Below are 21,053 nucleotides of genomic sequence, written 5' to 3' on the forward strand. Positions count from 1 at the left end.
TTTTTAATAGGTATCGGTAATATGTAATACCATGGCTGAAAAACAGTCTGGTAATACAACACGGCGCGCATTGATGGGCGGACTAGTAAGTACCCCTCTTCTGGTCGGTGGGGCCGTTGCTGGATACGAGGCAACCTCACGAAGGAACACCATCGAATCTGTTAACCAGAAGGCAGTTGACCGAGACGGCGAACTCACGCAAACGACGCTTGGAAAGACCGACTCCGGATCAACGGGTGATGGTGACGCTTTCACGTATCTGAGCGCAACGTCTGACCTACTGAACAACGTTGGTCGAACGGTCGGCGAACAGGTCCGCGTCCAACGGAATGATGATGAGGTCGCCGTCTACACGATCCAGGGTGAACTCTCCGGAGACGGGCCGGGGGTTGCTGGTAACGCTCTCTCGCGGGCGCGCCTTGACCTCAACAATAGTAACTGGGAAGTCAACAATAGCGACCAGGAAAATCTCGGAGACTGCCGCCTGGCCTGTCCACGACCAGAGGCGTCTGTCCCGATCAACGATGACGACGAAGTCGATGTCGATGTTAATCCAATGGTCGTCAACCCGGACCTGAGCGTCGAGGAAGCTCAGGAATCGGACGATTACGTTGAGGTGAGCAAGCAAACAGACTCGGATGTTATCGTGCTCTCGCCCCACGGCGGAGACGTGCAGCCACATACTGGCGAGCAAGCTGAGACAGTTGTCGATGAACTGAATGGCGACGTCGATCACTGGGGCACCCGTGGATATCGTAACGGCAGTGGTGCGTTCGTCAGATGGTACGTCCCGTCCTACAATATGTCCGAGGCATCGTATCCCGAACTTGCGGAGGTTAGCGAGAATGAATACGAGTACGCAATTGCGTTCCACGGTACCTGCGACCCCACGATCCAGATTGGGGGTCAGGCACCCCAGTCGTTCCGCGAAGAGGTTCGTGATGCAATTAACGATGCGCTCGAGGGAACGGACCTGAACGCAGTGCTGGGAACTGACGAGTACCGTGTCGATGGAGACAATACGCTAGTGAACCGTCTCGCCATGCGCTGTGCGATCTGGATCGGCCAAGACGAAGAGTCGCGAGAGCAGTACGGTATGGAGATTGCTGAAGCCGTCGCTGGCGTCCTTGAATCGCGCGTATAACTGAAGTACTGAATAGAAGAACAGACTCGCTCCTCGGTGACCGTCCAACAGAAACAGTACGCGGTCGCCGAATCGTGGGCGAACTCTACCACGTACTCTCTTCTATTGTGAGGCGCTGTCTAGTTACTTGACTTCGTACGTTATGCTGCTGGAGTGTGTAGAGAGCGTGTGAACCGAAGATGTTGCCGATTACGTCTTTCTTGTCGTGTACTGAGCCAATCGATCAGTTAGTGTGTTTCTCGAAGAGGCAGACATATCACGCGAAAACGTGCGTCACGAGAAGTAGCTGGAGCGAAGTTCCACCTACTCCACACCGTCACCGACCAGACGGTCGAACACTTCAGCGTCACAGACGAGAAAACGCACGACAGTACAGAGTTTGAGACAGGATTGTGGCTGGAAGGACGGTTAGCGATCTTCGATCTCGCCTCCTTCAAGTATCGGCGGTTCGCGCCTTCCCTTGGAAGGCAAGATAATCTTCGACATCGTAGACGAACTCTCCCGCAAGTACATCGACGTGGAAGTCGAGGTTGAACTCGACCGGAGAGAGTACGCGGGACGCAGTCACGAGAAACGGTTTCGCGTCGTCGGCGTTATCGTTACGGACGCCGATGACTACCATCTGTACATCACTGAAGTCGGCTAGCTTGATTTGTCATGCATAGTCCCATGTGAAATTTATATCCGATTGATTCCAATGTCCATCGTGCATGAGAACAGCATCTGCCTGACTTCAGCTCTGAAGAGTTCAGATGAGAGTTCACGACTCAACAAATAGAGCGCTTTAGTGGACCCCAAAAATCAATTAGAAGCTTTAAACAAGCAATGGCAATACCCCATCGGTTCTTCCGCAGACAGAACACCTAAACGAGAAAATGCCGAAACTAGGCTGTAATGGAGTTCTTAGTCCGTGTCGATGGGGCTGACGTCTACGACCTCCCAGACGATGAGGCAACCGCATTAATCGAAAAAGAGCGCGAGCGCGGCCGCGAGTTGATGGAAGATGGGATAATACAGGATTTTTGGCGCATACCAGGTAAACCAGTCAATATTGGCATTTGGTCTGCTTCAGACGTGGACGCTTTGGAAGAAGCTCTGACGAGCCTACCAGTCTGGTCCTACGCAGATATTGACGTCACTCCACTCGCAAGTCATCCGATGACCGAATAAGCCTCCCACCTCCCTGAAGTCGGGCAGGTAGATTGCTCATGTACGACTGGTCTCGAAATCGATACCGGTAGTCTAAATTTCGCAGATAGCTGTGCATGATGAACCGACCTACTTGACTTCTGGTTGAGTGGAAGCACGATACGGGACTCGGGCCGCAGGTCGTTCGGCGGAACGACGACAACCTGCTCTCAGTCGCCACTGACAAGGGATTTCAGGGGTAAATGAGCAAGTTCGAGTTCTATACGCTTGACGTCGATCCGCTCGCTCTCGAACGCGGACATCACCAGAAACAGTCGGTCACAACGCCCTGATCCGGGATTGTGGCTACTCTCAGTGGTGGATGGCTGGAACGTCGTATTCCTCGACCAAGCGCTCGCTCGGCTCCGCCGTGCGAGCACGATTCTGATATCGTGAGTTCCGTGAGATCGTCCTGATGTTCACTATCTTGAACATTGAATATCTCTGTAAGTCATTATGATCTCCGTGCCATCCTGCGATTCAACACGGCAGGGTGTAACTATGCAGGCCAGTTAATCGTCATCACTTAGAGGAATCATCATCGGTGTAATCGGTCCGAACCGTTTCTGATCTGCCTTCAATCGAGTTCAGGAGATCGTCACCTCCAATGAGGTCATGTTTGAACAGATGGACGAGTTCATCGTTGGTGAGTGATTCACCTGTCTCAAACATATCGAGCAACTCGTCATCCGAGACATCCCGCTGAGTTTCGATTGTGAGGTCGAACTCGTCCAAGAGACAGTTTTGGTTCTCGATGACTTGCCGGATGCCTCCTTCGACCAGCGAGGCGAACACTTCTTGCCCCAACAGCGGTGGTTCTTCGACTCCGCTGTAGATTAACGCAAGCCAGCCTTCGAGTGCTTTTTTCATCCGCGACCATTCCTCTTCGGTGTATTCGTCCGCATACGCCATGCCCCTGCTCACGCTTTCGTCGTCTTCGTCTTCGACCAGTCGCGGTTGATGGCGAGGGTCGAAAATTTGCCAGCAGTCCCTACTATCTAGCGCGGTGAACAAGTAGTGGCCGTCGAGGAGCGAGTGATAGATACGCTCACGAATCCGCCGCCGAGCGTTGATCTCGCTCTGACTGTACTCATAGTCGGTTTCTCCGGCAAGATAGGCGCGGTCCTCGGGCGTGAGAACTCCCCGTGGACGGTCGCCATTACCGGCAGTTTTTTCTCCCATGTTTCGGATACCGACTTGTAGATAAGCTATCGCTGAAACTTATAACTGTCGGGCCCAACATCCAATCCAGATGGTGAAGACCGACCATAGCGAGTGGAATCAGACAAGCATTGTTGCTCGACTAATTTCGAGGGAAGCACTCCTCCTTGTGGGTATCGTTCTTGTCGGGTTGAATCTACGTCTAGCGGTCACGTCGGTTTCACCTGTGCTTGGACAGATACGGACGAGTCTGGGATTGAGTTACGCTACTGTAAGTCTTCTAACGACGATTCCAACGCTCTGCATAGGTATTTTTGCATTCGCTGCTCCTCGGATCGCTCGCCGACTCGGCCGTGAGCGCGCTATCCTCTGGGCGACAATTCTCACGGGCGGAGCGACAGTCGGCCGACTGTTAGGTGGATATGTCTTTGTGCTGTTCGGGACGACCATAGCGATTGGCGTCGGTATCGGAATCATCCAAACACTGCTTCCAGAACTCGTGAGTGAGTATTTCCCCGACCGCGCTGCCTTCGCAACCGGGCTGTACACTGCGAGTTTGGTCGGTGGCGCGGGTCTCGCATCTGGACTCACCGTCCCAATCGAAACCCTCACCGGGTCGTGGCAGGCTGCGCTCGCCATGTGGGCGGTTCCTGCGGCGGCCGCAGTTCTCGTTTGGCTTCCAGTGACACACGAGACGCAATCGTTCTCCGATCATGAGAGAGAGAACTCCTCACATGGGATACCGTGGCGACAGCCGTGGGCGTGGGCTCTAACACTCCTCGTGATGGTGATTGTCTTCATGTATTTCGTGGAATTGACGTGGATCGTACCCTACTATACGGGACTTGGCTGGAGTGCCAAACGCGCTGGATACTTGTTGACGGTCTCCATCGGGGGGCAAGTCGTCGGTGCCCTCGTGATTAGTGGGCTGGCCGACCGACTGCATGACCGCCGCCCTGCACTCGTCGTACTTTCCGGGTTGAGTATCGTTGGGTTAGCCGCTGTCGCGCTGGTTCCGCGTCTGAGCCCGTGGCTCTGGGTGGTGATAATGGGATTGGGGGTTGGCGGAGCGTCGGTGTTGTCGCTAACATTGCCAATCGATTACGCGCCGAATGCGGACGCGGCGGGACGATTGAGCGCAATGGTGATTGGAATCGGGTATTCCATCGGTGCATTCGGGCCATTCATCACGGGGTGGCTGCGAGGCCTCTTCGGTGGGTATCGACTGACATTTCTGGGATTTGCAGGACTCGGTGTTCTCATGCTTGTGCTTTCGGTGATGTTGAAACCAGGTAGAACGATTGAAGCGTAATGTCCTTCCAAAATCGCGTGAATGGCCCCATGACGAGAGTCGCGGTCTGGTGTCAGGGTTAGTGGAAACTACGACACGTTCACTTCACTCGGTCGTATCTCAGTCCCTTCCCCGCCGATTCTCGCAAGAGGTCGGGTAGCACTACTTCTGGGGTTTAACACCGATTTCGGCTTGGTTTGCGTCCAAGGGTTAAATTACGGTGAGGTTACAGTGAATCCATACTGTCATTCAGTTTCCTGACCTTCTTCGATTTGTAGCTGGTGATACATACTTTCGGTCGTGATTTCCTCGATTATTTCCGTCTGTAATTCGGTGGATTGGGAGGCACAACTCCCGATCAGCGCGGAAATGTTGAGGTAAGCACGTCCGGTAGTGTCAGAGGTCGGCTAGGTCGATTCGTCATGCACAGCTATCTGCGAAATGTAGATTGCCGAGATTTGTTTCGGTGTCATCGAGAATGAAAAATCCACCTAGCCCCCTTCAGGAATGGTTGAATTATATTCCGACACCCACAATAGTACATGTCTCGTCTCTTTGCTCAGCGTATGTCTCACTCGAATACGTCGACCGATGGTTCAGAACGAACTCGCCCAGTACGTCGTGACATGCAATGTACGGATATGGCAACTAAAAGTACATTATTCGAACTTATGGGAAAAGCACACACGATTGCCATTCTTCATGAGTTCGCGGTTGAACCTGAGCCATGGCGATTCAACGAACTCAAAGACCGGTTGAATATTTCTCCGAATACGCTCTCCGAGCGACTGAGTGAACTTGTTGATGCCGAGTTGGTTGCTCGCCACCCGTACAATGAAATCCCGCCACGGGTGGAATACGAAGCCACTCCCAAAGCGCGAGAACTCGAGTCCGTCTTCGAGGATTTCCACGACTGGATGCTGCGTCACGAACACTGAGGGCTTCGTCCGTACCATCCGAGGGATCCGGCTGTGGAAGGCCAAGCGTTCATCATCAGTCAGCCTGGAAAACCAGCCTACGAATCCGCGACGGCTCCATACGGAAGGACATCCTCAATTCGGTCGAGAGTTGTTTCGTCGAGTTCGATATCCGCAGCCGCGAGGTTACTCTTCAGATGGTCAGCGCTCCTTGTTCCTGGAATCGGAACAACATGGTCGCCCTGATGGAGCAGCCAGGACAATGCCAGCTGGGGCAGGCTCACACCGACATCCGTTGCGACTTCTTTTGCCTGTGCTGCGAGTTCGAGATTGCGCTCTAGGTTTTCATCTTGGAATCGGGGGAGTGACTGGCGGAAACCATCGGTCACTTCGAGATCCAAGTTCCCTGTGAGGAGTCCACGACCGAGCGGCGAAAACGGGACGAAGCCAACGCCAAGTTCGCGGCATACAGGAAGGATATCCCGTTCGGGGTCACGGTGAAACAGCGAATATTCACTTTGAACCGCCGTGATAGGATGGATATCGTTGGCACGTCTGAGTTCGTCGCCACTGACTTCTGAGAGAGCGATGTGCTTAACCTTCCCCTCGTCGACGAGCTCCGCCATTGCCTGAACTGTCTCTTCGAGAGGCGTTGCCGGGTCAACCCGGTGGAGATAGTAGAGGTCAATCTGATCAACACCGAGTCTATCGAGACTCGCATCGATGGACTCACGAACGTACTCAGGAGTGCCGTTGCGGCTCATCTGAACGTCGCCAGCGGCTTCGCCTTCAAGCACCATCCCGAATTTCGTCGCAACAACGAGATCGTCCCGGTGGTCTTGAAGGACTTGGCTGAGAAGGCGCTCGTTATGACCGTCACCGTAAATATCGGCAGTATCGAGAAATGTGAGCCCGCTCTCGATTCCGGCTTGAAGCGTTCGACGTGACTGAGCATCATCGACCTCATCGTAAACACCTGGCGAGAGCACCATTCCTCCGAACCCGATCGCTGAGACTGTCGGTCCTCCTTCGCCCAAGTTTCTGTACTGCATGTTGCAGATACCAATTCGTCAGGGAGATGGTTAAACCATCAAGTTAGTGATGGCTAACCGAGTTCGTTCTATAGGACTTAGTTCAAGATTCGTACTAAAGGGAGCGTCCGCAACACAATAGAGCAGATTACCACGGGGTCGCTCGATGAACTCTCTGAGGAAACCGGCTACGCGAAAGCCACGGTGAGCACCGCGATGAGTTCCTTAGAACGGCTGCACTTCGTCCACCAACGGTCGATGCCGAGCAATGGGAAGAAGGTCTGCTTCGAGGTCGAAATCGACTGTTGGTACGTCATTCAGGAAGTCCTGGATCGGGAAGCCATGCAAGAATTCCGGATCATGAACCGGGCACTCGATTCGGTAGCCGAGATGTTCGAGAACGCCGAATCAGCGAGATCTGAGCGCAACTTTGAAAGTTCAAAAACTCCAGCGGGTGTTTGACCGAAGCAAGCAGTTGGTTGACCTGCTGACTGGCTAGTCAATAACCGACTCGTCTCGGTGTTGAAGCGGGTGCGCGCGACCGACGCCAACTGACAGTGTAGGGAGCACCGCTTCAGCTTCGGTCACACGACTTTCGGCAATGACTGACTCTCCCGACGCTGCCCGGTTGGATCTCGGTAGCGACGTTACTGTTCTGGCGAAGGACTGTGTTTAGCCAGTACAGAAAACACCAGTTTTTCGTATCGATACGAAAACTCCCGTTCTTTATATGCTGATTTCCGGTACGATTAGGGTATCCGAACACCCCATGCACATCGCCGCCTACGTCCGCGTCTCGACCGGCGATCAGAACGAACAGCGACAGATGCGCGTGATCCGACAGAAGTACAGCGGGGGGGAGAACCAGATCGAGTGGTTCTGCGACCTCGGCGAGAGCGGGGCCTCGACCTCGCGGCGCGAGTATCAGCGCCTCCGCGAACATGTCGACGAGTACAACGTGGTGGTTGCCCACGAACTCGATCGACTCGGACGGCCGTTCGCCGACCTCGCCGGGTTCGTCGAGGACCTCCGCGAGAAAAGCGTCGGCATCGACCTCGTGAACCAACCCATCGGCACGGTCGGCGAGGACGACTGGATGGCTGAGATGATGTTGAACATGATGATGGTCTTCGCTGATGCCGAGCGCAAGATGATTCATTCGCGCGTCCAGGAGGGGATCGACGCCGCCATCGCCGACGGTAAGCGAGTTGGTCGACCACCGTTCGGCTACACCGTCGAGGACGGCTTCCTCCAACAGATACCCGCCGAGTACGTCCGCGCCCAGACCTTCATCCGCGAGGTGCGCAAGGGCCGTGAGAAACACGCCACCGCCACGTTCTTCGAGATTCCCGACTCCGCGATCCAGAGCATCCTCGCACGGGCCGAGGCGAACTACGACGTCCCGTTCGATAACGACCAATGGCGTCTCGAACGCGCAAAGGTCGACGCCGGCGAGAAAGACCTCCCACCGCTCGATGCTCAGAGCGGACACCCACTCGCACCGACGAGAGGCACAGAGCAGTAGCAATTCGCCGTGAAGCGAGCGTTCGGAGCCATCGGTGCGCTTGAGCGAACCGACGTGACCATGACCCGGTGACAAGACGACCGTCATACTCGACAGAAACCGATGGGACAACACTCACCGCAGTACGGCAGCCGCGTGTAAGCAGCAAGCCCTCCGCTCAGTGTTCGTCTGCCGGACGACGTGTGGTACGGTTAGATATACGATATGGGGACGAAGCCAACACCAGAGTCGGACTCACCCGACACCGATTCACGTATCAACGCGAAATCACCCGCCACGACCCCGCTGAACGACACTGTGGAGATGGTGGCAGCGGCTCTCGTCGCCGACACCACCGGCCATCACGGCCGGTCTCGGTTTTTCGAGGACGATTCCGACGGGGGTGGTGACGTTCTCGACGGATTCGTTGGGGATGTCACGACCATCGCGCAGTCACAGTGCGAGCGGTGGGAGAGCTACGCCGACATCGAGACGCTGATCTCCCATCTCCCGATCGATCATCTCACGTTCGCCGCACACGATGCGTCTGCTCCGTACACGGGACCGTACCCGATGGCGATCCACGTTCGAGCCAGCTTGCTCAAGAAGATCAACGGTTGGGACGAAACCGCGCTCCACGACCACCTGCAAGCCCGTCCGTCGCTCCGTCTGAATCTCGGCTTCGAGACGCTCCCGAATCAATCGACGTTCTGGCGCGCATGGAACGAACGCTTCAGCGAGAAACTCCGCGATGCCGTACAGGAGTGTGCTGACGCGATTGTGATGGCCGCGCATGCCTGCGAGGTTCCGCTTCCCGATCGGATCAGCACCGGCGAAGCAGATGAGTCGGACGCCAATGACACTCCCGAACACCAGCTCGTCGCCGAGAAAACCGATGAGGTGTGGCAGCAGGCCAAGCCGTTCGTGACCGATGCGTTCGCGCTCGATCGCGGATCGAACTGGCAGATCCACGAGAACGCCTTCTTCGAGCACCACGCCTACATGGGGATGCGCGAGGACATGTACGCGCGGAGTGGCCCGGCATCGTTCTCGCTCGATACCACGCGGAAGCGAATCCCAACTGGATCGACCCACCGCTACCAGATCGGCAAGCTCTCGGTTGCCGACATCCGCTCGATGCTTCGCACTACGACGCGAATGATCATCGCACGTGCTCGTCAGCACGGCGAACTCACCGGGAAACTCTGGGCCGCTATCGACGTAACCAAGGGATTCCCGTTTACCGGCGACACTGAAGACCACGAGGACGACATCCTCGGGTACAAGGACGGCAACGAGTACTACCAGTGGGCAGTGCTCAAGATTGTCGGGATGGACGTGCCGCTCGTTCTCGATGCTATCCCGCGCGTGCGCGGACAGTCGAAAGACGAGATCGTTGAGAAGCTCCTGTCGCAAGCGACCGAGATGGTCGACATCGATCTCGTGATGACGGACCGCGAGTTCGATAGCGAGCCGGTGAAGGACACCTGTGAGAAGCACGGCGTTCACTACCTCAACCCGACGCGGATCTTCGAGCGCAGCGACGAGACTGAGACCATCGCGTGGATGTACCGCAACGGCAAACGCTTCCACGTCACCGAAGAGGAGACCGACGACAGCACGCCCACGCGCAAGCCGCTCTATCTGCCGAAGCAGTCGAACACGGACGACGATGATGACGACGAGAGTCTCTCGGAAGCGTGGACGGAGATGTGCGGCGAGTGGGACTTCGCTGACGAGGACACCAAGCCGAGCGAGGGGCTGTCGTTCTCACGACTCATCGCGGATATCCAGCGCGAGGAAGCCGTCGAAGAGCGCAAACAAAAAGCACAGAACGGAGAGGCGGACACCGCTGAAACGGTCGTGTTCGAGACCAACCATCCGTACGTGACCGCCAATGACGCCGACGGAGAACAGATGGACGCGAAGACATTCATCCACATGATCGAGCGGATGATTCGGTGGTATCGTCACAGGTGGGTATCGAGAATGGCTTCAAGAAGCAAAAGCACTTCATGGTCCGAACGACCTCGACCGAGCGTGACTATCGGTTCTTCAACTTCGCGTTCGCGTGCGTGCTGTATAACGTCTGGCGGCTGGTCGATCTGCTGGTGAAGCTCGCCATCGACGGCGAGAATCGGTCGTACGCACCGCGAGTGGACGCGAACCAGTTTCTGACCGTCGCCAAGCAGTTCTACGGTCTCGATCCGCCTGACTGAGACCCGACAGCCCTGTGACCGCCCGTTCGTGAGCGGCAGTGCTGTCAGATAGCTGTTTATCTCATGCGCTGCAAGCCCGATTCTGAGACCACGACCCAATACTATCGCTGGCTTCTTCGGTACATCGAAAAAGTAATCGGAATGAATAGGCAGTCCGCGCATTGGCTGGTCACCTAGTCGACTTCAGGTACATCACGACCCTCTCTCGGGAGGAGTTTCACCCGGCTAATCTAGCGACGATCTACCGGTGCCGGTGGGGTGGAGTTGCTGTTCCGGGAACTCAAAATGCAGTACAAGCTGGATGAGTTCGATACGACAAAGAAGCACATTGTAGAGATTCTGCTGTACGCAGTGTTGTTATCTTTGGTCGTGAGTCGTGATTTACTCGGTCTGGTCATAGAACATGCTGATGATGGTGTCGTGTTGCGCCGGAACGCTGGGCAGCAACTTCCGGTTGCACGCCAAGCTCATCCTCCGCGAACTGAGGGAATATTTCGCCACCGCCACTGCTAGAGCGACTGATCGAAGACGCTCAGAAGATCCACAAGCAACGACCGATCCTTCAAGAATAGCTCGCTACTACCATCCAACCGACTGCTGAGGCTTATCTAAAGACCAATGCTGTAGCCGTGTCGTGTGGAGTTGTGCACCGGCCAATTTTATCTTCGCTCCCGCGAAAACTGCCCTCATGAACTTCGAAGACAGAGAGCGAGTTTACGGGCGAGAAGAGTATTATTGGGGCACTGAAGCGAACGAGATGGCGGCACAAACGCTCGAGTTCGCTCCGGAAACGGCCGATTCGATAACGGCGATCGATCTCGGTGCCGGCGAAGGACGGGATGCCGTGTTCTTCGCCGAACAGGGCTGGGACGTCTGTGCGGTGGACGTTTCCCCGAACGGCCTCCGGAAGGCTCAGCGACTCGCCGACCGGCGGGGCGTGACGGTTCAGCCGATCCAGGCCGATGCGAACGACGTTTCGATCTCGGGTCCGGTCGACGTGATCTATTCGGCGGGTGCGATCCAGTATATCGTCCCGGAAAATCGTCCCCAACAGTTCGCTCATCTCAAACGGAACACGGCCGAAAACGGAATCCACGCGATGTTCGCGTTCGTCGACCACCCCGACGTGCCGACGCCGCCGGACTGGACCGACAACGAGTTCTTCTACGCACCGGGCGAGTTGGTGGAGTACTACGACGGGTGGATCGTCCTCGAGACGGACCGTCTCATCTTCGACGATGATTCCGGGGCTGAACCCCACCAACACGCGGCTGAACTCGTGTTTGCACGGAACTCGAACTGACCGACCCTGTTGAACCTCTTGGAGAGTTACAAGTTAGACCAGTCGGTTAACTGAATACAGTCCCGGCCGGCAGATGCGTTATCTACGTCTGATTTTGAGGAGATACCGATAGGGCGTGAACAATACAGACTGGAGGCGGCCGCGGAGTCCTGTTTCACTGGCATACACAAGTACCGGGAAATCAACGTGAGACGACTGTTGAACGACCCGGTCAGCGTTGCTTCCGAAGACGAATCGACGAAATACTCGGTTTCGAGACGCACCAACGAGCAATGGCCCGCCAACGTTGGTCGCCACGTCAATTAATGCGTCGGCGATAGTCTCCCCGTCAACTGTATGCACCTCGATTTGATCACCAGGGTGTCATAGAACAGTTCCCATATCCTCTCTCTGTGACTATCCGACAAACGGTAAGTACAGTGGATTCATTGAACAGCCAATATTAGTATTATCTCGTATCTTTCTCCCCCAAATATTTATCACCAGTCATATTTTATCGGTAATCAATGGGTCAAATATGGTCTTCGTTTCAGCGGTTCTGGAAAACACTTAACGAACCCCCACTGACAGTAGACTCCGTCTGGATAAGGGGGATTATCGGTGGACTCTCTGCCTTTTTGGGGGTATTGGTAGCGAATGCAGTTACTCAATCGTTCACTCTTCAACTAGCCATTGTAGTTTTCTTTACCTTTATATATTCAGTAACGCTTTCATATCTAACCAACTACATTATACATAACTAACCATCTCTGAATTGTCCAAACTATTTGGAACACTAAACGCTCAGTTAGCAAGTGTAGTGAACGGATAGTTCGCTCCAGATAGGGTGAAAAGAGCGCCATGCGGGTCGTTCTATGACNCTATTTGGAACACTAAACGCTCAGTTAGCAAGTGTAGTGAACGGATAGTTCGCTCCAGATAGGGTGAAAAGAGCGCCATGCGGGTCGTTCTATGACACCCTCGATACTGACTAGTAGTACATTCGAAATGACGAGGCCTGCCACGGGTTCAGAGGGGATCTGGATGCGCTGCTCACACTACAAAAACGGGGAGCGTGTCTCTGGGGTTGGCCCCGAGGCAGTTTACCGCTAGATGTCTCGTCGTTGGAACAATACCTGGCCGACGAGCAGTAACACGACGAATGCCACGAGCAACACGCCGGTATCAAGCAGTTCGTACGACCCATCGATGAGGATCGGCGTCGGATCGTAGTAATACGTCGGGCTCACGTACTGAATCCACTCGAACTCGCTCGCCCCGCCGACGACCGATTCGACGAGGAAGAGCACGAATATGAGTCCGATGGCGGCCCGCTCTGCGATCGCCGCCCGATCGACGAGGACCGAGAGGACGACGCCGATCGCGATACAGACGAGTAGATACGGGATCGATAGTGCGTGAGCCAACACGAGGTACATCGGGTCGATCGACTCGCCGATCGCCTGCACCAGCACGTAGATGACGGCTCCAACGACGACGTTGAGTGTGACGAGCGGGAGCAGCAACGAGAGAGTCTTCTCGACGAGTAGCCGCGATCGAGATACCGGAAACGAGAGCAACAGGTCCATGCGCTCGTGTTCGATATCACCCGCGATGAGCCCTCCTGCCGCGTACGCGAAGTACAGTCCTAGCCCGAGCAACCACACGAAGTTGTATATTTGCGTCCCGAGGAAGCCGCCGATCGTCGCTAGGGCCTCGATTCCAAACGCCTCGATCATCGCCGGCGGCATCGACTCGAACACCGCCTCGTAATCGACGCCCTCCAGAATAGTGAAATACCAGACGATAAAGGCAGCATAGAGGCTGATCGCGATCGTGAGTATCGCCGTTCCTCGCACCCGCCGACTCGCCTCGTACCGAGTGGTTTCAAACATTGGATTCCACCTCTTGATTGGCCCGTGTCGATTCATCGTCGCCGTAGTAGTGCATGAACACGTCCTCGAGCGGCGGTTCACTGATCTCGATCTCGCGGATATCGTGGGATGCGAGTTCACGAAGGAGTGTGTTGTACTCACCAGTGTAGATGAACTGCACGCCGTCGGCGAACGAGTTCACGTCGACGACGCCGTCGAGAGCCGGTAGCGACGACTCAAGGTCGTCGGTCGTCTCGACCTGGACCCGCTTGCCGCCCTGGTCGAGTAACGTCTCGATATCCTCCAGTCCGACGAGTTCGCCGTTGCGGAGGATGCCGACGCGATCGCAGACGCGTCGCACTTCGCTCAGGACGTGCGATGAGAAGAAAATCGTCGTCCCGCGCTCGCGTTCGCCGCGAACGAACTCGTTGAACTCTTCTTGTTTGAGGGGGTCGAGCCCGGCGGTCGGCTCGTCCATGATCACGAGTTCGGGATCGTGCATGAACGCCTGGACGATGCCGAGCATTCGCTCGTTCCCGGTCGAGAACTCTCGAATTGGACGCTCGACGGGCGGTGTGAATATCTCGAGGAGTTCCTCGCGGCGACGATCGCCTTTGACCGACGCGTGGTAGTCGAGAACCTGCTCGCCGGTCACCTCCTCGTTGAATCCCAGCTGTGCCGGGAGGTACCCGATTCGTCGTTTTGCGTCGATGAACTCGCCGTCATCGCGAACGTCTGCGCCGAGTACCGTCGCGGTTCCGTCGGTCGGCGCGAGCAAGCCCAGAAGCGTTCGAATCGTTGTCGTCTTTCCCGCCCCGTTTGGCCCGAGAAAGCCGAATATCTCCCCCTGTTCGACGCTGAACGAGACGGAGTCGACGCCGAGAACGCTTCCGTAATTCTTGGTCAGATCCGTCACTTCAATCGTCGCCATACGTGTTCAGACGGGCTATAACTAAATACTGTTTTCGGTTATAGAGTAATAACTGAAAACCGATTTGGTTATGAGTTTGTAGCGCGGTTGTATAGACATGCGTACATTCAGTGACGAAGAGCGAGAGCAAATACGGGAGCAACTCATCCAGACCGGTCGGGACCTGTTGCTTACGTACGGTCCGACGAAGACGACCGTCAAGGACATCACTGAGCCGGTCGGAATAGCCAAACCGACGTTCTACCAGTTCTTCGATGCCAAAGCGGACCTCTATCTCGTCATCCTCGAGCGAGAGAGCCGCGCATTTCTCGACAACGTGCGCACGGCGCTTGCCGACGTCGAAGACCCGCAGGAGGGGCTCGAGCGATTGTTCTGGTGCTACGTCGAGTTCGGCGAGGAGAATCCGTTCATTCAGCAGGTCGTCATCGAGGGAAACTACCAGGATATCATCGGCGACGGTTCGTGGGGCAAACTCGAGGAGATTCAACGGGAGATGTGGTCGGAGTTAATCCCGCTGATCGAAGACCTACAAGAACAGTGTGACGGCCCGCTTGCCGAGATGGACCTGCTCACGATCACCGGGCTCATGTCCGCCGCGCTCGGCTGGTTGATGGTCCACAAAGCGGAGTACGAGCAGTACGAGGCTGAACTCGAAATGATAGACGAGGGCTATTACGAACACATTCAGGAGACGATGATTTCCGTTCTGGCAAACGGGCTTACATCCCCCGCGTAGCGATCGGTGTTCGGCCGCGATCAAACGCCCGCTCCAGGGGAGCGCCACAGCGAAAAGAATGCTTTCGGCCGATCCGTGCTCAGGCGGCCCGCCTGGTCCTCCGTCCGCTTTCACGACGGTCTTTCACCGCGGCACCGATGACGCCACCGATCGCGCCGGGGATGGCGTAGATCGCCAGGAACAGGACGCCGAGTACGAGAACCGCCGCGGAGGCGACAATTCCTGAGAATAGGGTGCCTAACACGACGACGATTCCGAGGACGACGAGCCTGCCGAAGACGCTCGCAAGACCGCCGGTGAACGCGCCGGTCCTGGCGGAGCTACCGGATATGAACCCGGCGACGAAGCCGCCAAGCAGCCCCGCGAGTACGTATCCGCTGCTGTCCAGGAGCAACAGTTCGCCGACGGCCGTCCCCCCGCCGAGCGCGGCGATAACGATCCCGACACCGAACCCGATCAAAACAGCTCTCCCGTCTACTACGCTTACAGTGGACTTCTTTGAACTTTCGTACGAAATCTGTGCGGAAATTATAAAGACACGATTACTCTGGCAGATCCACGGTAAACCCAAAGCCGGGAGAATCTGGATCTTCAATAAACACGTGGACCGGCTTTCCCGTTCTTAGGACTGCGTCTGTATCACCGGGGTCAACAGTACCTTTAAATGTACCACCGGTAATAGAATCTTGACCATGGTCAAAAAATCTATCATGAGGTTTTACATCCCCATCGACGATATCAATGATGTAATCATATCCGGGAAAATCCGGATTCTCGTCTCTTTGTAATGCAACTGCTTCGTAGAAATCTGTTGGTGTTGCGATATCGATATCTATGTATCCGTAATCTTCATAGGTAACTTTAATTTCAGTAACCGAATCGTCAGAATCCATCCAGTAGCTGTCTACTCCGTCACTAATCTGCCCATCCGCAATATCTCCACCCGCGATAATGGAGTCCTCTTCGTCAGCCTCACTACCCTTTTCTAACTTGTCGAAGGCTGGGCGAGTGATTATCTGATACTCCCAGTGATTACCATCAGCATATACCCGTATTTCGTCCGTGTTATCTGCCGCTGCTGTCCCATTCGCGGCGATTCCACCAGTAACACCGATTCCAACAGTCGCAGTTGATCGTAGGAACCGTCGTCGTCCAAGTTTATTCTCGTTCATCGTCTCTTGGGTCTAAGAGAGATATTATATTATAATTTTTGGAATAGGATAATATAACATTCTTCTTCCTACGTATCTAGACTCTTGATAGATCATCTCCTAATTTTGAGTAGAAACATTTGCTGGATGAATGGTGAAACATTATTTCTTCTAATATTATAATATGAACTTATGTCAGTAATAATCTAATTTACACAGAGAATCTGGTCGAAGGACTGGCAGGATAGGGATGAACCGCGCCGCGACTACACCGATCATACTGGCCCATGCACCCGCTGCGAGCTGGCGAATAGATCCCAGATCGAACCGCACGCTTCTATACGAACTCGAAATTAGGGATTTTATTGAAATATGGGAAAATATCTATGGTGGAAATAGGGATGCGTGGAATCACTATAATGAGGCAGAATATATGAGTTAGAGAAATTATATTGAGAAATTTGTTCTCCCATGACCAAAATCTCCCACTTCACCGAGCGTTGTGTCTTGATTACACAAAGAGTTACGGGTGGACGTGGCGAATCCGCTACCCCGAGAGGTTGCGGTGGATTCGCCGATTACGCCGTCGTTTCACTACACTGCCTGCGGATTTACTTGGAGAAATCTTACCGGGAAGCGCTTGATCTCCTGAGCGAGATGCCACAAATACTGGCGGAGATCAGCCTTGGGAAGGCCAATCCCCCTGACCACTCGACGCTCGTGAAGGCGTTTGACAGGATCAAGATGGCGGTCTGGCGAGTGCTGCTGCGCCTGTTGGCGCAGCTGCACGAGTCATCTGGCCATCCAGCGATGGACGCGACGTTTTTCAACCGAGAAAACGCCAGCAAACACTACTGCCGACGGACAAATTACCGCGTGCAGACGCTCAAAACAACCGCTTTCGTCGATACAGCGCCACAGGCTGTCCTCGACGTTCACTGTACGACTGGGAAACGTCACGACACCCAGCTTGGCTGGCAACTCGCCCGCCGCAACGCAGGCGAGTTACACAGCCTCACCACCGACAAAGGCTACGATTGGCAGCAATTACGCGATAAGCTGAGGGGAGATGGCGTGAGGCCGCTAATCAAGCATCGTGAGTTCCGTCTCCTCGATCACGCGCATAACGCGCGGATCGATGGAACTCTCTACGGCCAGAGAGCGTTATCTGAGACCGTCTTCTCGGTGATCAAGCGCATGCTCGGCGACGCCGTGCGTGCGCGAAGCTGGTATCGAGAATTCCGTGAAATCGTTCTGATGTGTGACGTTTACAACATCAAGCGTGCTGTGAGCTAGGCAAATTCAACGCCGTATGGCGATTCACCACGGCCCTGTTAACATATTCGCGGACGAGGTTATGCGGTAGGCGCGATTCAGACTCGGTGATGACAGAGTTGACATTTGATCACAGGTGTACCCGATGAATACCCGTCTCTTCTTGAGAGAAAAGACAACGCCGCCGGTACAGTCGAATAACACCCACCAAACAACCGAAATCGTAATGCCGCATACAGGCGGCCCAAACATACTGCAAAAACGCAAGCGAGACCTGCCTCCGGCGAAAGCCGACGAGGTACGCGTTCGCGTCGAGGCGGCCGGCTTCTCCTTCGCCGAAGTGCAAATGCTTCGCGGCCGGTACTTCAACCAGCCGCGATTCCCGTTCGTTCCCGGGTACGATCTCGTGGGCACCGTCACCGACGTCGGACCGGGCGTCAGTGACCTCGCTGTCGGGAAGCGGGTCGCCGCACTCACCGAAACCGGTAGTTGGGCCGAAAACGTCGTCCTTCCTGCCGAGAAACTCGTCCCGGTTCCCGACAATCTCGATCCCGCCGACACGGTCGCCGTCGTGACGAACGGCGTGACCGCACGGCAGATGCTCCATCGCGTTGCACGAGTTCAGCCGGGTCAAACAGTTCTCGTCCACGGTGCGTCGGGCGGCGTCGGAACGCTTCTCATGCAGCTCGCTCGAATCGCTCGCGTCGACGTGATCGGGACGGCGTCCGCGTCGAAACACGATCTCGTGCGTTCGCTCGGCGCGACGCCGCTCGATTACCGCACCGACGACGTTCCGGCTCGCGTTCGTGAACTCGAACCGAACGGCGTCGACGCTGTGTTCGACCACGTTGGCGGGCCGGGACTGGCAGATTCGTGGCGGCTGCTCGCACCGGGTGGGACACTCGTCTCGTACGGGGTCGCGTCCGCACTTGAGGCCAAGGGGCATCGACTGCTCCCCTTCGTCCCGCTTCTCGCCCGACTGCTGTTGTGGAAGGCGATACCGAACGGTCGACAAGCGACGTTCTACTACGTCCAGCGCTGGCCACAGCACTTCGAAGATGATCTCACGGCAGTGCTGGCGCTGCTCGCCAAGGGGCAGATCGACACGGCGATCGATCGTCGAGTTCCGTTATCCGAAGCGAGCGACGCGCTTCGATTGCTTGATTCCAGGCGAGCGAGCGGGAAGGTCGTCTTGGTGTCGGAGGATTCCTGAGAGTCGTCGCTGTCCGCACGCGTCCGGGTTACCCGCGAGGATCAACCGTTCTCGAGCACCCGTCGGATTCCACCCTCGATCTGATCCGCGTCGGGGAGGTACGCGTCCTCGCGAGCGAACAGCGGGACGGGAACGTCGTAGCCGGTGATTCGTTCGACCGGTGCTTCGAGGTAGTAAAACGCGCCCTCGGTGATGCGCGAGATGATCTCGCCGGCCATTCCGGACGTTCGCGGGGCTTCGTGGACGACGACGCAGCGGCCGGTTTTTCGCACGGACTCGACGATCGTTTCGGTGTCCAACGGAGAGATCGTCCGCGGATCGATCACTTCGATATCGACGTCGAGTTCAGCGGTGGCTGCGAGCGTTTCGCGAAGCATCGATCCCCAGGCGACGATGGTGAGATCCTCGCCGGAGTCGACGATCCGCGCCTCGCCCAGCGGGAGTTCGTGATCGGCCGGTACTTCCTCGCGGAACGATCGGTACAGTCGCGTCGGTTCCAGGAAGAGAACCGGATCGGGGGAGCGAACGCTGGCGGTGAGTAAACCGGCGGTTTCGGCCGGCGAGGCGGGCACGACGACCGTGAGGCCGGGCACGTGCGCGAATCCGGCCTCGAAGCTCTCGGAGTGCAGTTCCAGGGCGTGAATGCCACCGCCGTAGGGCGTCCGGATCGTCATCGGACAGGTGACCGTGCCCCGCGTTCGGCTTCGGATTCGGGCGACGTGCTGGGCGAGCTGGTGAAACCCCTGATAGAGAAAGCTTTGGAACTGAATTTCGGCGACCGGCCGGAGTCCCGTGGCGGCGAGTCCGACGCCGACGCCGACGATGCCCGCCTCCGCGACGGGCGAGTCGAAGACGCGGTCCGGGTACGCTTCCAGCAGTCCCTCGGTCGCTCGGAAGACGCCGCCGGCGCGACCGACATCCTCGCCGTAGACGACGACGCTGTCGTCGCGTTCGAGTTCGGCGCGGAGGGTTTCGCGAACTGCCTCGACCATCCGGAGCCGGTCAGCCATCGCTATCACCCTTCCTCTCGAACGCCGCGGCCTGTCGCTCGAGTTCGGGCGGTTGTTCGGCGTAGACGTGCCGGAACATGTCCGCGGGATCGAGTTCGTCGCGGGCCGCGTTCGCCCGGTCGATAGCGTCGGCGATTTCGGAGTCCACCCGCTCGTCGATCGTCGCCTTGGTTTCCTCGTCGAGCAGCCCTCGGTTCTCTAAGTACACCTGAAAGCGCACGATCGGGTCACGGGCCTCCCACTCGTCCTCCTCGGCAGCCTCGCGGTAGACGGACGGGTCGTCGGAAGTCGTGTGCATCGACCGGCGGTAGGTCAGCGCCTCGACGAGGGTCGGGTCGCCGTCTCGCGCCCGTTCGATCGCCTCGGAGACGATGCGATAGACGCCCAGAACGTCGTTGCCGTCGACTCGAACGCCGTCGATACCCGCTGCGATCGCCTTCTGGGCGAGGGTCTCCGCCGCGGTCTGATCCTCGAGTCTGGTCGAGATCGCGTACCGGTTGTTCTGACAGAGAAAGACCGTCTGCGCGCCGTACACGCCGGCGAAGTTGAGCGCCTCGTAGACGTCTCCCTCGCTGGTCGCGCCGTCGCCGAAGTACGTGAGTGCGACGTTCGGGCTCTCCTGGATCGCTTCGCCCCAGCCGACGCCGGCGGCGTGAAGCGGCTGGGTTCCGACGGGAATCGCCGGCGGAAGCGCGTGCTCGTCGGCCGGAATATCGGCCCCTTCCTCCATTCCCATCGCGTACTCGAGGATCCGCTGCGGTGGCGTTTCGCGAACCATGAGCGCCGATTGCTCGCGAAACGAGGGGACGATCCAGTCGTCTTCGTCCATCGCGAACGCGCTGCCAACCTGCGCCGCTTCCTGGCCGATCGCGGGGGCGTACGTCCCGAGTTCACCGCGGCGTTGCAACGAAATCGCGCGCTCGTCGAGTCGGCGGGCGCGTTTCATCGCTTCGTAACAGTCGAGCAGTTCGTCGTCGGAGAGCGACGGGGCCAGGTCCTCGTCGACCGTCCCGTCCTCGGCGAGCACCTGCACGGACCGGATCGTAAACTGTGCGATGTCCTCGCGTGGCATAGTCCGGATACGCCACCGAGCGAGTTAATGCGACACCCGGTGCACGACGGCCTC

18 protein-coding genes and 4 pseudogenes are annotated in these 21,053 nt (G+C 56.6%); 14 read left to right on the forward strand and 8 right to left on the reverse strand.

Annotation, left to right across the window (positions count from 1 at the left end; translation table 11 throughout):
- Positions 1-73: 73 nt before the first annotated feature.
- The 4 genes and pseudogenes from C484_RS22240 to C484_RS24305 form a co-directional block, all read left to right on the forward strand.
- Complete coding sequence (locus C484_RS22240) at positions 74-1,144, forward strand: poly-gamma-glutamate hydrolase family protein (protein ID WP_006825688.1); 1,071 nt, start codon at positions 74-76, stop codon at positions 1,142-1,144.
- 279 nt (positions 1,145-1,423) lie between these two features.
- Positions 1,424-1,784, forward strand: a pseudogene (locus tag C484_RS22245) (IS4 family transposase); the annotation flags it as partial.
- Positions 1,785-2,038: 254 nt separating this feature from the next.
- Positions 2,039-2,314: a muconolactone Delta-isomerase family protein gene (locus C484_RS09345; protein WP_006825690.1), complete on the forward strand. Its 276-nt coding sequence runs from the start codon at positions 2,039-2,041 to the stop codon at positions 2,312-2,314.
- Positions 2,315-2,442: 128 nt separating this feature from the next.
- Positions 2,443-2,792 (forward strand): annotated as a pseudogene (locus C484_RS24305) (IS5/IS1182 family transposase); the annotation flags it as partial.
- Positions 2,793-2,854: 62 nt separating this feature from the next.
- Here the strand turns inward: C484_RS24305 and C484_RS23395 are convergent.
- Positions 2,855-3,514 carry a hypothetical protein gene (locus C484_RS23395; RefSeq protein WP_006825691.1) on the reverse strand — a complete coding sequence of 220 codons (660 nt, stop codon included), beginning with the start codon at positions 3,512-3,514 and terminating at the stop codon, positions 2,855-2,857.
- A 70-nt stretch (positions 3,515-3,584) separates the two neighbouring features.
- Between C484_RS23395 and C484_RS09355 the strand changes: the two genes are divergently transcribed.
- Together C484_RS09355 and C484_RS09360 are read left to right on the forward strand one after the other, a co-directional pair.
- The gene (locus C484_RS09355) at positions 3,585-4,805 is read left to right on the forward strand and encodes an MFS transporter (protein WP_006825692.1); all 1,221 of its coding nucleotides are present in this window, start codon (positions 3,585-3,587) and stop codon (positions 4,803-4,805) included.
- 605 nt (positions 4,806-5,410) lie between these two features.
- On the forward strand, positions 5,411-5,722 hold the full coding sequence (locus C484_RS09360; RefSeq protein ID WP_239640954.1) for a winged helix-turn-helix transcriptional regulator: 312 nt from the start codon (positions 5,411-5,413) through the stop codon (positions 5,720-5,722).
- Between the two features lie 77 nt (positions 5,723-5,799).
- On the opposite strand, the gene C484_RS09365 is transcribed toward C484_RS09360, so the two are convergent.
- The gene (locus C484_RS09365; RefSeq protein WP_049915237.1) at positions 5,800-6,753 is read right to left on the reverse strand and encodes an aldo/keto reductase; all 954 of its coding nucleotides are present in this window, start codon (positions 6,751-6,753) and stop codon (positions 5,800-5,802) included.
- A 195-nt stretch (positions 6,754-6,948) separates the two neighbouring features.
- Here C484_RS09365 and C484_RS09370 point away from each other — a divergent pair, with 195 nt between their 5' ends.
- The 5 genes and pseudogenes from C484_RS09370 to C484_RS09390 all read left to right on the forward strand — a co-directional run bounded on the left by C484_RS09370 (position 6,949) and on the right by C484_RS09390 (position 11,758).
- Positions 6,949-7,194, forward strand: coding sequence for a hypothetical protein (locus C484_RS09370; protein ID WP_049915239.1), 246 nt, complete (start codon positions 6,949-6,951; stop codon positions 7,192-7,194).
- A 307-nt stretch (positions 7,195-7,501) separates the two neighbouring features.
- Complete coding sequence (locus tag C484_RS22255; protein WP_006825696.1) at positions 7,502-8,257, forward strand: recombinase family protein; 756 nt, start codon at positions 7,502-7,504, stop codon at positions 8,255-8,257.
- 303 nt (positions 8,258-8,560) lie between these two features.
- Positions 8,561-10,455: pseudogene (locus tag C484_RS09380) on the forward strand (transposase).
- Positions 10,456-10,643: 188 nt separating this feature from the next.
- Positions 10,644-11,027 (forward strand): annotated as a pseudogene (locus C484_RS09385) (transposase); the annotation flags it as partial.
- Positions 11,028-11,143: 116 nt separating this feature from the next.
- Positions 11,144-11,758: a methyltransferase domain-containing protein gene (locus C484_RS09390; protein ID WP_006825697.1), complete on the forward strand. Its 615-nt coding sequence runs from the start codon at positions 11,144-11,146 to the stop codon at positions 11,756-11,758.
- A 1,088-nt stretch (positions 11,759-12,846) separates the two neighbouring features.
- On the opposite strand, the gene C484_RS09395 is transcribed toward C484_RS09390, so the two are convergent.
- Together C484_RS09395 and C484_RS09400 are read right to left on the reverse strand one after the other, a co-directional pair.
- Entirely contained in the window at positions 12,847-13,632 is a 786-nt protein-coding gene (locus C484_RS09395; RefSeq protein ID WP_006825698.1) for an ABC transporter permease subunit, read from the reverse strand.
- Positions 13,625-14,542, reverse strand: a complete 918-nt coding sequence (locus C484_RS09400; protein ID WP_006825699.1) for an ABC transporter ATP-binding protein — start codon at positions 14,540-14,542, stop codon at positions 13,625-13,627. Before C484_RS09400 ends, C484_RS09395 begins: the two co-directional genes overlap by 8 nt.
- A gap of 97 nt (positions 14,543-14,639) precedes the next feature.
- Here C484_RS09400 and C484_RS09405 point away from each other — a divergent pair, with 97 nt between their 5' ends.
- Positions 14,640-15,278: a TetR/AcrR family transcriptional regulator gene (locus tag C484_RS09405; protein ID WP_006825700.1), complete on the forward strand. Its 639-nt coding sequence runs from the start codon at positions 14,640-14,642 to the stop codon at positions 15,276-15,278.
- Positions 15,279-15,357: 79 nt separating this feature from the next.
- Here the strand turns inward: C484_RS09405 and C484_RS09410 are convergent, their stop codons facing one another.
- Positions 15,358-15,738, reverse strand: a complete 381-nt coding sequence (locus C484_RS09410; RefSeq protein WP_006825701.1) for a DUF5518 domain-containing protein — start codon at positions 15,736-15,738, stop codon at positions 15,358-15,360.
- An 82-nt stretch (positions 15,739-15,820) separates the two neighbouring features.
- The gene (locus C484_RS09415) at positions 15,821-16,450 is read right to left on the reverse strand and encodes a hypothetical protein (protein WP_006825702.1); all 630 of its coding nucleotides are present in this window, start codon (positions 16,448-16,450) and stop codon (positions 15,821-15,823) included.
- Between the two features lie 450 nt (positions 16,451-16,900).
- Here C484_RS09415 and C484_RS09420 point away from each other — a divergent pair, with 450 nt between their 5' ends.
- Together C484_RS09420 and C484_RS09425 are read left to right on the forward strand one after the other, a co-directional pair.
- Positions 16,901-17,725, forward strand: a complete 825-nt coding sequence (locus C484_RS09420) for an IS5 family transposase (RefSeq protein ID WP_006825703.1) — start codon at positions 16,901-16,903, stop codon at positions 17,723-17,725.
- A 205-nt stretch (positions 17,726-17,930) separates the two neighbouring features.
- Positions 17,931-18,917: a medium chain dehydrogenase/reductase family protein gene (locus tag C484_RS09425; protein WP_006825704.1), complete on the forward strand. Its 987-nt coding sequence runs from the start codon at positions 17,931-17,933 to the stop codon at positions 18,915-18,917.
- Between the two features lie 41 nt (positions 18,918-18,958).
- Here C484_RS09425 and C484_RS09430 read toward each other — a convergent pair whose 3' ends face one another.
- A complete protein-coding gene (locus C484_RS09430; RefSeq protein WP_006825705.1) occupies positions 18,959-19,927 on the reverse strand; it encodes an alpha-ketoacid dehydrogenase subunit beta in 969 nt (322 codons plus the stop codon).
- Positions 19,920-20,999 (reverse strand): pyruvate dehydrogenase (acetyl-transferring) E1 component subunit alpha, encoded by a 1,080-nt coding sequence (gene pdhA, locus C484_RS09435; RefSeq protein ID WP_006825706.1) that lies wholly within the window; start codon positions 20,997-20,999, stop codon positions 19,920-19,922. The genes C484_RS09430 and pdhA overlap by 8 nt, the downstream gene beginning before the upstream one ends.
- Positions 21,000-21,053: the final 54 nt, after the last annotated feature.

This window comes from Natrialba taiwanensis DSM 12281 (assembly GCF_000337595.1).
GTDB lineage: Archaea > Halobacteriota > Halobacteria > Halobacteriales > Natrialbaceae > Natrialba > Natrialba taiwanensis.

Excerpts from the sequence above, each read along its gene's own strand:
- C484_RS22240 (WP_006825688.1), top strand. The coding sequence starts at position 74 with ATGGGCGGACTAGTAAGTACCCCTCTTCTGGTCGGTGGGGCCGTTGCT.
- C484_RS09345 (WP_006825690.1), top strand. The coding sequence starts at position 2,039 with ATGGAGTTCTTAGTCCGTGTCGATGGGGCTGACGTCTACGACCTCCCA.
- C484_RS23395 (WP_006825691.1), bottom strand. The coding sequence starts at position 3,514 with ATGGGAGAAAAAACTGCCGGTAATGGCGACCGTCCACGGGGAGTTCTC.
- C484_RS09355 (WP_006825692.1), top strand. The coding sequence starts at position 3,585 with ATGGTGAAGACCGACCATAGCGAGTGGAATCAGACAAGCATTGTTGCT.
- C484_RS09360 (WP_239640954.1), top strand. The coding sequence starts at position 5,411 with ATGCAATGTACGGATATGGCAACTAAAAGTACATTATTCGAACTTATG.
- C484_RS09365 (WP_049915237.1), bottom strand. The coding sequence starts at position 6,753 with ATGCAGTACAGAAACTTGGGCGAAGGAGGACCGACAGTCTCAGCGATC.
- C484_RS09370 (WP_049915239.1), top strand. The coding sequence starts at position 6,949 with ATGAGTTCCTTAGAACGGCTGCACTTCGTCCACCAACGGTCGATGCCG.
- C484_RS22255 (WP_006825696.1), top strand. The coding sequence starts at position 7,502 with ATGCACATCGCCGCCTACGTCCGCGTCTCGACCGGCGATCAGAACGAA.
- C484_RS09390 (WP_006825697.1), top strand. The coding sequence starts at position 11,144 with ATGAACTTCGAAGACAGAGAGCGAGTTTACGGGCGAGAAGAGTATTAT.
- C484_RS09395 (WP_006825698.1), bottom strand. The coding sequence starts at position 13,632 with ATGTTTGAAACCACTCGGTACGAGGCGAGTCGGCGGGTGCGAGGAACG.
- C484_RS09400 (WP_006825699.1), bottom strand. The coding sequence starts at position 14,542 with ATGGCGACGATTGAAGTGACGGATCTGACCAAGAATTACGGAAGCGTT.
- C484_RS09405 (WP_006825700.1), top strand. The coding sequence starts at position 14,640 with ATGCGTACATTCAGTGACGAAGAGCGAGAGCAAATACGGGAGCAACTC.
- C484_RS09415 (WP_006825702.1), bottom strand. The coding sequence starts at position 16,450 with ATGAACGAGAATAAACTTGGACGACGACGGTTCCTACGATCAACTGCG.
- C484_RS09420 (WP_006825703.1), top strand. The coding sequence starts at position 16,901 with ATGACCAAAATCTCCCACTTCACCGAGCGTTGTGTCTTGATTACACAA.
- C484_RS09425 (WP_006825704.1), top strand. The coding sequence starts at position 17,931 with ATGCCGCATACAGGCGGCCCAAACATACTGCAAAAACGCAAGCGAGAC.
- C484_RS09430 (WP_006825705.1), bottom strand. The coding sequence starts at position 19,927 with ATGGCTGACCGGCTCCGGATGGTCGAGGCAGTTCGCGAAACCCTCCGC.
- pdhA (WP_006825706.1), bottom strand. The coding sequence starts at position 20,999 with ATGCCACGCGAGGACATCGCACAGTTTACGATCCGGTCCGTGCAGGTG.